Source organism: Pseudocitrobacter sp. CD920760 (assembly GCF_057782505.1).
Genome location: NZ_CM173490.1, coordinates 1,470,357 through 1,482,651, shown reverse-complemented (window position 1 = coordinate 1,482,651; position 12,295 = coordinate 1,470,357). Strand labels below are relative to the sequence as shown.

At 56.6% G+C, this 12,295-nt stretch carries 9 protein-coding genes; 5 read left to right on the top strand and 4 right to left on the bottom strand.

The window, feature by feature from the left end:
* The first annotated feature begins 203 nt into the window (after positions 1-203).
* Positions 204-1,169 (top strand): Fe2+-enterobactin ABC transporter substrate-binding protein, encoded by a 966-nt coding sequence (gene fepB, locus AC1MKH_RS06650; protein ID WP_276218501.1) that lies wholly within the window; start codon positions 204-206, stop codon positions 1,167-1,169.
* Positions 1,170-1,293: 124 nt separating this feature from the next.
* Here the strand turns inward: fepB and entS are convergent, their stop codons facing one another.
* Positions 1,294-2,535 (bottom strand): enterobactin transporter EntS, encoded by a 1,242-nt coding sequence (entS, locus tag AC1MKH_RS06645; RefSeq protein WP_276218504.1) that lies wholly within the window; start codon positions 2,533-2,535, stop codon positions 1,294-1,296.
* Between the two features lie 112 nt (positions 2,536-2,647).
* Here entS and fepD point away from each other — a divergent pair, with 112 nt between their 5' ends.
* From fepD to fepC, 3 genes are read left to right on the top strand one after another with little or no spacing between them, the layout of a single operon-like run.
* Positions 2,648-3,655, top strand: a complete 1,008-nt coding sequence (gene fepD / locus AC1MKH_RS06640; protein WP_276218506.1) for a Fe(3+)-siderophore ABC transporter permease — start codon at positions 2,648-2,650, stop codon at positions 3,653-3,655.
* Entirely contained in the window at positions 3,652-4,644 is a 993-nt protein-coding gene (gene fepG / locus AC1MKH_RS06635; protein WP_276218508.1) for an iron-enterobactin ABC transporter permease, read from the top strand. Before fepD ends, fepG begins: the two co-directional genes overlap by 4 nt.
* The gene (gene fepC / locus AC1MKH_RS06630) at positions 4,641-5,444 is read left to right on the top strand and encodes an iron-enterobactin ABC transporter ATP-binding protein (RefSeq protein WP_276218510.1); all 804 of its coding nucleotides are present in this window, start codon (positions 4,641-4,643) and stop codon (positions 5,442-5,444) included. Before fepG ends, fepC begins: the two co-directional genes overlap by 4 nt.
* A gap of 40 nt (positions 5,445-5,484) precedes the next feature.
* On the opposite strand, the gene wzz(fepE) is transcribed toward fepC, so the two are convergent.
* The gene (wzz(fepE), locus tag AC1MKH_RS06625; RefSeq protein WP_276218511.1) at positions 5,485-6,621 is read right to left on the bottom strand and encodes an LPS O-antigen length regulator Wzz(fepE); all 1,137 of its coding nucleotides are present in this window, start codon (positions 6,619-6,621) and stop codon (positions 5,485-5,487) included.
* Between the two features lie 408 nt (positions 6,622-7,029).
* Between wzz(fepE) and waaB the strand changes: the two genes are divergently transcribed.
* Positions 7,030-8,169 (top strand): lipopolysaccharide 1,6-galactosyltransferase, encoded by a 1,140-nt coding sequence (gene waaB / locus AC1MKH_RS06620; protein WP_276218513.1) that lies wholly within the window; start codon positions 7,030-7,032, stop codon positions 8,167-8,169.
* Positions 8,170-8,198: 29 nt separating this feature from the next.
* On the opposite strand, the gene entF is transcribed toward waaB, so the two are convergent.
* Positions 8,199-12,074 (bottom strand): enterobactin non-ribosomal peptide synthetase EntF, encoded by a 3,876-nt coding sequence (gene entF / locus AC1MKH_RS06615; RefSeq protein ID WP_276218515.1) that lies wholly within the window; start codon positions 12,072-12,074, stop codon positions 8,199-8,201.
* On the bottom strand, positions 12,071-12,289 hold the full coding sequence (locus tag AC1MKH_RS06610) for an MbtH family protein (RefSeq protein WP_327621805.1): 219 nt from the start codon (positions 12,287-12,289) through the stop codon (positions 12,071-12,073). The genes entF and AC1MKH_RS06610 overlap by 4 nt, the downstream gene beginning before the upstream one ends.
* Between the last annotated feature and the right edge of the window lie 6 nt (positions 12,290-12,295).

Here is a 12,295-nt window from a genome sequence, read left to right as displayed (position 1 = left end):
TTATATTTTCGGTCGGTAACCTAAAAGTAAATGCTTCGTATGTCAACAGCACGGGGTAGTAAGTTGTGCTCAATAGACGGCTTTGCCGTACAAGTGCGCTAAACCTCGCGCTTTTTACGGTATTTCTTCATAGACTTGCATCCAGCAGGCACAATGATTGAAAATGAGAAGCATTCACTACACCATAAACAGGATACCGCGCTGTGAACTTTCCTTCCCTGCACCACAAAACGTTGCTGTTGTGCTTTGTCAGCCTTTTAGGACTATCCTCAGCCACCGCCGCCGACTGGCCGCGCCAGGTCAGCGACAGCCGTGGCACACTCACGCTTGAGCACAAGCCAGAACGAATTGCCTCCACCAGCGTCACGCTGACCGGTTCATTGCTGGCGATTGATGCGCCAGTGATTGCCAGCGGGGCCACCACGCCGAACAACCGCGTGGCCGACGGTCAGGGTTTCCTGCGCCAGTGGAGCGAGGTGGCGAAACAGCGCAAGCTGGCGCGTCTCTATATTGGCGAACCCAGCGCGGAAGCCGTCGCCGCACAAATGCCGGATTTAATTCTGATCAGCGCCACCGGTGGTGACTCGGCGCTGGCGCTCTACGACCAGCTTTCCCCTATCGCGCCCACGCTTATCATCAACTATGACGATAAAAGCTGGCAGGAACTGCTGATGCAGCTGGGGCACATCACCGGCCAGGAAAAAGAAGCGAGCGCGCGTATTGCAAGCTTTGATAAAAAACTGGCCGAGGTGAAACAGCACATCACCCTGCCGCCACAGCCGGTGAGCGCCATGGTTTACACTGCCGCCGCGCACAGCGCCAACCTGTGGACGCCGGAGTCCGCGCAGGGCAAGCTGCTGGAACAACTGGGCTTTACGCTTGCGACGCTGCCCGAAGGTCTGCACGCCAGCCAGAGTCAGGGAAAACGTCACGATATTATTCAACTTGGCGGGGAAAATCTGGCAACGGGTCTGAACGGCAAAAGCCTGTTCCTGTTCGCGGGCGACCAGAAAGATAGCGACGCTATCTATGCCAACCCGCTGCTTTCCCATCTGCCTGCGGTACAGCAAAAGCATGTTTATGCTTTAGGCACCGAAACCTTCCGCCTCGATTACTACAGCGCGATGCTGGTGCTGGAGCGGTTGTCTGCGCTGTTTAGCGCGAAGTAACGTTTTGCCGGATGGCGGCGCGTTGCGCCTTATCCGGCCTACCGACATTCGCGGGGATTACCGGCCGCACCTGCACCTTGTAGGCCCGGTAAGCGCAGCGCCACCGGGCAACCGCACAGAGCGCTTACCCTTCAACAATCACCGGCTGCTGGCGGAAACGTCGCAGCTCGGTCAACAAGCCGAGCAGGATAACGCCAACAATCGCCAGCGCCCAACCGCTGGCGCTGGCCGACGCCACCGGCGTCAGAATTGCCCCTAATCCGCCGAGTAGCGCCGCGCCAATGGCATCGCCCGTCACGTTCTGCGCCGTCCATAATCCATTGATCCGTCCAAGCATCGCTTCCGGCGTTTGCGTCTGAATGAGGGTGTACTGCAACAGCGAGCTAATCGCGCTCAGCCAGCCGAACAGCGCCAGGCACACCACGCCCATTGCCCACATCGGCATCAGCGCGAACAGGCCAATCGCCACGAACGCCGCGACGGAGGAGAGCAGCATGATGCACCCAGGCCGCTCATGACGTGCCAGGTTGCCGCTGGTCAGCGCACCAAACGCCGCGCCCAACGGGATCGCCGCATACAGCAGCCCAATCTGCGCCGCTGACATCTGCCAGTTCAGCGCCAGCGCCGGATAAAGCACGCGCACCGCACTCGCCATGGTCAGCAAACCGCCCAGCAGGGCAATGCCGCCAATCAACGGGCTGGCAAGCAGAAAGCGGAACCCCGCCACCAGCGAAGCCAGCGGATGTTCCCGCTGCTGTGGCGGGGGTGGAAGCTGCGGCAGGCGCAGCAGGGTCAACGTGGTAATAAAGGTGCCCAGCGCCGCCAGCAGGTAGTTCCAGGAAACGCCACCGGACGCCAGCAGCAGGCCGCCGACCATCGGTGAAATCACCGAGCCCAAACGCACCGTCAGCATGGTGATCGCCCCGGCCTGCATTAAATTCTCGCGCCCGACCAGCACCGGCGTCGCTGCCAGCAACGCCGTGACACCCAGCGAAGCAAAGAAACCATCCCATAGCCCCAGCAAATAGATGGCAATCAGCGACGGTTCCGGCAGCAGGGCATTCAGCCACAGGCCAATAAAACCGATGCCGCAGGTGCCACGCGCCAGCAGAATCAGCTTGCGGCGCTCGTACCGGTCGGCCAGCACGCCGCCGACCATTAGGCCGATAAACATCGCCCCGCCGGTAAGCGTGACGGAAAGCCCCACCTGCCAGGTGGAATGAGTCATCATTTGGATCTGGACCGGAACGGCAACGCCGAGGAGCCCCAGAGAGAGAATAGAGATAAATCGGGCGATAAAGACGGCACGAAAGGCCGGATGCGTTTTGAGCAGGCTAAGATTCAGCAGCCAGGATTGTCGATTCATTACAGCGCCTTGATGCTTTTTTTTCATACCATTTTCGTGGGCGCACATGCTAACATAAACGAATAAGATAGATAACGATAATTACTATCATTATCAACTTCAGGGATGTGTTATGTCGTTTTCCACTTCCGCGTTGCGCGCCGTTGCGCTGCCCGGTTTGTTTTTGCTGCTACTCCTCGCAGTAACACTCAGCTTACTTATCGGCGCGAAAGCGCTTCCTGTTTCCGTGGTTGTCGATGCCTTTAGCGGCACCTGTCAGAGTGCGGACTGCACTATCGTGCTTGATGCCCGTCTACCCCGTACGCTGGCAGGATTACTGGTAGGTGGCGCGCTGGGCCTGGCCGGGGCATTGATGCAAACGCTCACCCGTAACCCGCTGGCTGACCCTGGCCTGCTCGGCGTCAACGCCGGCGCCAGTTTTGCCATCGTGCTGGGTGCGGCGCTGCTCGGTATCGCCTCACCGGAACAGCAACTGTTAATGGCCTTTTGCGGCGCGTTTATGGCGTCATTGATTGTGGCCTTTACCGGCAGCCAGGGCGGCGGCCAGTTGAGCCCTGTTCGTCTGACGCTGGCGGGTGTGGCGCTGGCGGCAGTGCTGGAAGGCTTAACCAGCGGCATCGCCCTGCTCAACCCCGACGTTTACGATCAACTGCGCTTCTGGCAAGCGGGCTCGCTGGATATCCGCACCTTTATCACGCTGAAAGTGGTGCTGGCCCCCGTGCTCATTGCCGGTATCGCTGCTCTGATGCTCAGCCGGGCGCTGAACAGCCTGAGCCTCGGCACCGACACCGCCACCGCGCTGGGCAGCAAAGTGGCGCGTACACAAATTTTTGGCCTGCTGATCATCACCGTACTGTGCGGCAGCGCCACGGCGGTTGTTGGCCCGATCGCCTTTATTGGCCTGATGATGCCACATATTTCTCGCTGGCTGGTAGGTGCCGATCACCGGAGATCGCTGCCTGTTACGTTGCTGGCAACCCCTTCCCTGCTGCTATTCGCCGATATTATTGGCCGCTTAATTGTGCCCGGTGAGATGCGCGTCTCGGTCGTCAGCGCCTTTATCGGCGCGCCGGTGCTTATCTTCCTGGTGCGCCGCCAGCGCGCGGGAGGTGGCCGATGATGACCCCGTCTCGTCGTTTAGTGGCAACCTGCCTGCTGCTGGCTATCGCTTGTCTGTTGGTCATGATCTGGAGTCTTCGCAGCGGCGCGGTCACGCTGGAGTTTAGCCAGGTCCTCTCCGCCCTGTTGGGTGATGCACCGCGCGCTATCACCATGGTGGTGACCGAATGGCGTCTGCCACGCGTGGTCATGGCGCTGGTCATTGGCGCGGCGCTTGGCGTCAGCGGCGCTATTTTCCAGTCATTGATGCGCAACCCGCTCGGCAGCCCCGACGTCATGGGCTTTAATACCGGCGCATGGAGCGGCGTACTGGTCGCTATGGTGTTCTTCGATCAGCACCTTACCGCCATTGCGGTCGCCGCGATGGCGGGCGGTATTCTGACCGCGCTGATTGTCTGGCTGCTGGCCTGGCGTGACGGGATTGATACCTTCAGGCTTATCATCATCGGCATCGGCATACGAGCAATGTTGGTGGCGTTCAATACCTGGCTGCTATTACGCGCCTCGCTGGAAACCGCAATCTCTGCCGGGCTGTGGTATGCGGGCTCGCTCAATGGCCTGACCTGGGCAAAAGCCTGGCCGTCGGTGCCAATTATTATCGTGATGCTGGCCTGCGCCGCTTTGCTGGTACGCCGCCTGCGGTTACTGGAGATGGGTGATGACACCGCCTGCGCGCTTGGCGTTCGCGTCGAATATTCACGCCTGCTGATGATGTTTGTTGCCGTCATACTGACTGCGGCTTCCACCGCGCTGGCAGGGCCGATTTCCTTTATCGCGCTGGTGGCGCCCCACATCGCCCGTCGTCTTAGCGGCACTGCGCGCTGGGGCCTGATGCAGGCGGCACTGTGCGGCGCGCTGCTGTTAGCCGCTGCCGATTTTTGCGCGCAGCAGCTGTTCCTGCCTTATCAGCTTCCGGTCGGCGTCGTGACCGTAAGCCTGGGCGGTATTTACCTTATTGTGTTGCTTATTCAGGAGTCCCGCAAAAAATGACCGTTTCTCAGCCCCGTTTACGCGGTGAACAGTTAACGCTGGCCTATGGCAAAAAGACGATTGCGGAAAACCTTAACGTCACCATTCCCGACGGCCATTTCACCGCCATTATAGGCCCCAACGGCTGCGGAAAATCTACGCTACTGCGCACGCTCAGCCGTTTGATGACGCCCTCACAGGGGCATGTTTTTCTCGATGGTGAGCACATTCAGCAATATGCCAGTAAAGAAGTGGCGCGCCGCATTGGGTTACTGGCGCAAAACGCCACCACGCCGGGCGATATTACTGTACAGGAACTGGTTGCACGTGGACGCTATCCGCATCAGCCGCTGTTTACCCGCTGGCGCGAGGAGGATGAACGCGCGGTGGCGAACGCGATGCGGGCCACTGGCGTGACAAATCTCGCCAGTCAAAGCGTTGATACACTCTCGGGGGGGCAACGCCAGCGCGTGTGGATAGCGATGGTGCTGGCGCAGGAAACCGCCATTATGCTGCTGGATGAGCCGACCACCTGGCTTGATATCAGCCATCAAATCGACCTGCTGGAGCTACTGAGCGAACTCAATCGTCAACAGGGTTACACGCTGGCGGCGGTATTGCACGACCTGAACCAGGCCTGCCGTTACGCCACCCATTTGATTGCATTAAAGGAAGGAAAGATTGTAGCGGAAGGCGCACCGGGTGAAATAGTCACCGCAGAGCTTATTGAGCAGGTTTACGGTTTAAAATGCCTGATCATTGAAGACCCGGTTGCCGGAACACCGTTAGTTGTGCCGCTAGGGCGAACGGGGCGCGCCTGAGATTTGCCTGGCCGGATGCGCCGCATCCGGCTAATGTTCATCAGGCTAACTGCTCTTCCAGCGGCGATGCTTCTTCGAGCTTGCGGGAAAGCAGTGCATTTTGCAGCAACACCGCTCCGCAGCCCACCATCCCACCAACCAGCCCGGCCAACAGGATAATCAGCGATTTTCCCGGACCATCTTTCTTCACCGGTAATGATGGAGAGAGCTGATATTTAAACGGCTCAAACGACACGTCAGAGATATTCAGCGCCGTTAACTGCTGCACATGATATTGCAGGTTACGCAGGTCACCGTTAATATCCGCAAGATCCGTTACGCCCTTTTCAATCTGCAGTTTTTTCGCAATACCATCGGCACCTAATGCAATAGAGAAATCAGGATCGTCTTTAACCGCCTGACCATTACTGTACACCGGTTTAGCGATGCCCGCTGCGGTCGCAATCTCGAGCGAATAGTGCAGACGATTAATCTTCGCATCGAGCTGATTCTTTAATTTTATCAGCTCCAGCGCCAGTTTTTCTTTCTCGAAATGGGTCTTAATATCGAGACGGTTGCGCATATCGTCCAGCGTCTCTTTCACCACAATCGCCGAGATATAATCGATATAGCCATTGAGAACCTTCTGCGCTTCTTCCGGATTTGGGCCGGTAAAGCTCAGCGTCCAGGAGGTGAATAACGCCGGCTCATTCTTCTTACCGAAGTTGTTATCGACCGCTTTCATTTTATCGCTGAGGCCAACAATGGCACGGTGCAGATCCAGCGGGTCAATATCAGCCCCTTTCAGCTGGTCCATAATCACCGGAGACGTACGCAGATACTCTTCCAGCAGCGAAAGTGAATTAAATTTCTTAATAAACTGGGTAAACACGTCGGATTTTTTGACGCTGACATCAACGTCCAGTACGCGTAATGCCACCAGCGTCCTCTCAAGCTCCTGCCACTGGCTCGGTTCGGCGGTTGTGATCACCGCCTGACTGGTCCATTTTTGCGGCATCAGGAACGACGCTAATAGCCCTACAACGGCAAATCCGAAAGCGATAGCAATAATGCGAGTTTTCGCGCGCCACAAAATATCCAACAAGTGGAGCAAATCAATTTCTTTACTGTTTGATGAGAGAGCTGGATAGGAAGAGAAGTCTGAATCTTTGTTAGGTTTTATATTGAGTGATGACATGCTGTATGTCCTGCAGCGATTCTGATAGATAACATCCCGACAACATAATACCAGAACTTCAGATTATTCCTACTCAAAATTGTATGTATTGTAAGCACGCTACCAATAATGGCAGGAAAACGCGGCGCAATGTTACCACGATGTAACAAAACAACATTCATCCAAATAAAATGCATTCAAATAATTCATATCGAAAATAATGCATCCAGAACAATCATCGCGGTTAAATACCTATACTACGAATAGTCCGTGATCATGGTCACATTTTTATAGATTTAATCTGCCTCCGGAATGATTTCAAATTGAGCCCTATTTCCTGGAAAGATAAAATTAGCAAAATATTGGCAGCTCCTCTCAGCTATTTCATTAACAGTATCATCACAATAAGGTTTAAGTGGATAAAAAATAATGAAAATAGTATTTATTGGTGAAGCTATTTCAGGTTTTGGCGGAATGGAAACAGTGATTCGCAATGTTATCCAGACATTGAGTGCTGAACCTTTCTCTGCGCAATGTAAAATATTTTTTACCTGTCGCAAGAATGACATGGATAAAAAATGGCTTAAAGATATTGATGCCCATTACTCCATTTCAAATATCAAATTATCCCCGCTACGCAGGGCTAAGCATCTCCATGCCTTGAGTAGCTGGCTTTCGGATGAACAGCCCGATGTCGTTATTGCTATCGACCCCCTCTCATGCCTTTATGCCAGTAGAGCTCGCTTAAAAACGAATGGCTACTTCACGCTATTTTCCTGGCCACATTTTTCGCTGGATCATAAAAAGCATGCGAAATATATCACCTGCGCTGATGAGCATCTTGCTATCAGTTGCGGCATCCGCCAGCAGATGATTAAACGAGGGGTGGCCGAAAAGAATATTCACGTCATCTATAACCCAACGGATAAAACCCCGGTCGTTATTCCTGCGCATAGCCAGAATGATATTCCAGCCTTTATCTATGTTGGTAGATTAAAATTCGAAGGACAGAAACGGGTAAAAGATTTACTCGACAGTTTCTCCCGCGTTCCCGGTCGCTGGAAATTGCACATTATCGGCGACGGCTCTGACAGCGATCGCTGCAAAACATATGCGCAGGAGTTATGTATTGCGAATCGAATTACCTGGCATGGCTGGCAGGCGCAACCGTGGAAAGTGGTGCAGCAAGAGATTGGCCAGGTTACGGCGTTGCTACTGACCTCCTCTTTTGAAGGTTTCCCTATGACGCTACTGGAAGCTATGGCACGCGGCATTCCCTGCATCAGTTCAGACTGTATCTCCGGGCCAGGCGATATCATCATTCCAGGCGTGAATGGTTGCCTCTATCCGCCAGGCGAACGGGCAGAACTTTCAGCGCTTATTTCAGCGATGATCAACGGTGAGATAACGTTCGACCACGCGGCCATACCGGCCACCATCGACGCGTTTTACGCAGATAATTACTATCGCAGATTAGGTGACATTCTCTATTCTCGCTCACTTACGCCTTCTCTTTCGTTTCAGGAAAGCAAAAAGAAGCGCACGCCACTGACTACCGCACTGAACTGAAGCCCTCCCCCGAAAGGGAGGGTAAGCGGTTATTGTTTGCCAAGGATATGCTTCAGAACCGGGCCAATCGCCACAAACGCCTGTGGAGAGATAATATCGACGTGAGCGCAATCCTGACGATAGACCTCCAGCTCACCGACCCACGGCGCCCAGGCCTGCTGCGGGTCCATACCTTCCGGTAAGGTGCGTTCAGCCACAAACAGCGTCGCCTTGCCATCGAATCTGGCGCTGTGCGCGGTGGTGAGCAACCTCACCGCATCGGCATAGTTGCCTTCAATAGCATTAAACAGTTCGCCAGAGGCTTGCCCCTGCTGAGCGGCGAGAAACGCCTCGCGCTCACGGGCGATCTCAGCCAGCACTTCCGGATCCAGACCGTTGGCTTCTTTCTCCGACCAGTTTTGCGTTTCCGGCGGCCAGGTATCGAGTAATCCCAGGAATGCCACCGCTTCACCACGTGCACGCAGCCGCGCAGCAATGCCCTGCGCCAGCGTGCCGCCCAGCGAATAACCGAACAGATAGTACGGACCATGCGGTTGCTGCGCCAGCAGCGTGGCAAGATGATAGTCGCAAACCTCGTCCAGGGTCGCAGCCTGCTGCATCGGCCCTTCCGGGCGCGGAGACTGAATACCCGTTATCGACCAGTTTGCGGGCAGATAACGCGCCAGCACGCTGAATTGCCAGGCAAAACCCGAAGCCGGATGGAAACAGAACAGCGTTGGCCCGTGGCTCTCACGCAGCGGAAGCAGGGTTTCATAACCCAGACGCTGCGTCTGTTCGTCATTTTCAGCATCCAGCAGCACGCTCAGTTTGCTCACCGTAGAGGCCACCATGACCTGCCCCGGCGTCACCTGACGCCCGGTTTGCTGGCTCAACTGCGCGGCAAGCCGCATCGCCAACAGCGAATGTCCACCCAGTGCGAAGAAATCAGCTTCCACATCATTAATCTCGCAACCGAGCAGCGCGCTGAACGCCTGTGCCACCAGGGTTTCCGTTCCCGGCAAGGGTGCGCGGCTTTGCGTGCTCACCGTCAACTGCGGCAGCGGCAGGGCTTTACGATCGAGTTTCCCGTTGGCGCTCAGCGGCAGAGAATCCAGCTGTAGCAGCACGACCGGCACCATATGCGGCGGCAGCTGTTCACGCAGTTGCGCCAGTAAAGCGTCACGATCCAGCGGTAAACCCGATTCTGACACCAGATAGCCGACCAGCTGACGCGCATCGCCACCGGTTGCTGCCGCCTGGTTGATCACACAGGCATGAGTGACCGCCTGTGCGACATCCGGCAGGCTTTGCATTACGCGGTCAATTTCACCCAACTCAATACGCTGGCCGCGAATTTTCAGCTGATCGTCACTGCGCCCCAGATACTCCACCGCGCCGTTTTCCAGCCAGCGCGCGACATCCCCGGTGCGATACATACGCTCGCCCGGCGCAAACGGATCGGCAATAAAGCGGCTGGCGGTGAGATCGGGTCGCCCCAGATAGCCTTGCGCCAGCTGAATGCCGGTCAGATAAAGATCGCCTGCAATCCCCATCGGGACCGGGCGCATCATCGCATCAAGAATGCGTAACCCGGTATTCCAGACCGGATAACCAATCGGCACGCTGTGGCCGGTGGTATTCGCCAGTTCTTCGCCAAACGCCGGATACCAGCTGACGTCAACGGCGGCTTCCGTCGGGCCGTAAAGATTGTGCAACGGGGCATGCGTGAGCTGTTCCCATTCGCGGCAAAGCTGCGCAGGCAGCGCTTCGCCGCTACAGAACACCTGCTTCAGCGTGCGACAGCAACGGGCCGTTTCAGGCGTCAGCGAGGCGACAAATGCCGCCAGCATCGACGGCACAAAGTGGGTGGTGGTAACGCCATATTCCGCGAAGAATTGCTGCATCGCCTGCGGGTCGCGATGCGCTTCCGGTTCTGCCATCACCAGTTTCGCGCCAGCGATAAACGGCCACCAGAACTCCCAAACCGAGACATCGAAACTGCATGGCGTTTTCTGCGCCACCACGTCATCCGCGCCAAGCGGATAGTGGTCCTGCATCCACAGCAGGCGGTTAACGATGGCTTCATGGCCCACCATTACGCCTTTTGGTCTGCCTGTCGAGCCCGAGGTAAAAATGATATAGGCCGTCTGCTGCGGCGTGGTGATCGCCAGCGGTTCATCGCCATCTACCGGCAGCGGTTCGTTGTAGCAAAGGCTTTCGATATTCGGGAAACGATGACGCTGATCGGCTGAGGTGATCAACAGTTTCGGTTTCGCATCTTCCAGCATCATGTGCAGGCGATCGTCCGGATAGCCCGTATCGAGCGGCAGCCATGCGGCCCCGGCTTCCACGATACCGTGCAGCGCCAGCGTTAAAAATACCGAGCGCGGCAGCGCCACGGCGACGCTATCACCTGGCTGTACGCCATGTGCGCGCAGCAGGCGCGCCAGCGCCAGCGTCTGTTCGCGCAGTTCGCGATAGCTGAACTGATAGCGCGCATCCGCCAGTGCCGGGGCGTCTGGCGTTTTGGCCGCTTGCTCAGCCACCAGCGAATTCAGCGTAGCGGCCGGGATTTCGCGCGCGGTGGCGTTAATTTTTTCTAACTGCGCATATTCGTCGTCAGAGAGCAGATCCGCATCGCCACAGGCCAACGCCGGGTTATCCGCAAACTGCTGCAATAAAGCACTAAGGCGCGCGATGTGACGTTTCAGCGTCGGCTCATCGTAGCGTTGTTGATTTGCCAGGACTTCCAGCGTCAGGCCGCCCGACTCATCCGGGAACAGCGCCAGCTCCAGATCATTTACCGGGCCGGTCGCCAGCGTATGGGTCGTCGCCTGTACATCGGTGAACGCCAGATGATAATCAAACACTTTGACGTTAAAGACCGGGCCAAACAGCGGTTCATCACCCGCGGCACGCCCGCTGTCGCGCACAATCTGCTCGGCATCGTAACGCTGATGACGACGCATTTTCTTCAACTGCCCGGAAAGGCGTACCGCCAGCTCTGCCAGCGTTTCTTTTCCGTTCAGGGTGACGGAGAGCGGCAACACATTCAGCACCGGTCCGGTGGCGGTTAACGCCGCCGATCCCATGCGACGCATAAAGATAAACCCGGCGGCAAAGTCGCTGCGCCCGCATAAACGCCCAAGCCACAGCGCGCTCAATGCCAGCGCCAAATCGGCACGCTGGCACTGTGGTGCGGCGGCGGCCAGACGAGAAAACGCGTGGCGATCGGCGGTCAGTTTCAGCCGCCAGATATCGGTGGTTTCCGCGCGCCCCGGCAGCGGAACGGGAGAGAGAGATACCGGTGACGGCAGCGATTGACGCTGCTCGCGCCAGAACGCACCGTCACGCTGATACGCCTCGCTTTCCCGGTAGCGCTGATATTCCTCCACCACCTCCGCAAACGGGGTAAATGGCGATTCCGGCGTCGGTTCGCCCTGCTGCCATGCGCGGTAAATTTCGCTTATTTGACGGGTAATGGCCGGGAAACTGAAGCCATCCACCAGCAAATGATGATAACGCTGATACCAGTACCAGCGGCGATCGCCGACGCGATAAAGCTGATGACACCGCAGCGGATTACCGCTTTCCAGACGCAGGTTCTGCGCCAGGTCGTCCTGCATCAGGGTCATGGCAGCCTGGTGCGGATCGGCATCCGCGCGAAGATCGTGTACCTCAGGCATAGTGAACATCAGGCTGTCATCGACCTGCTGCCACGGTTCGCCGTTGTCCTCGCCAAAACGCATACGTAGCGTATCAGCCTGATTCACCCCGGCAACAATCGCACGCGCCAGCAGTTCGCCATCCACTTCACCTTCCAGCTCAACGTAATGCGCCACGCTCCAGGCATTCGGTAACGTTGAGAGTTTTTCCGCCATCCAGATCCCCGGTTGCGCGGCAACTAACGGTAAACGCGGGCTCATGCAGCCCCCTTCTCAGACGCATAATGCGACGGAATCAATGTCGACCAGTTATCCGTGAGCCAGGCATTGCAGCCGTCTATAGATTGCGGCTGGCTAATCACGCGCCAGCCCGCAGGCAGCGCGCACTGGGCAGGCCACAGGCTAAACTGCTGCTGTTCATTTTGCAGAAGATAAAACTGCCCTTGCACATCGTCGAAGGGGTTACTAACTTGCATACCAAA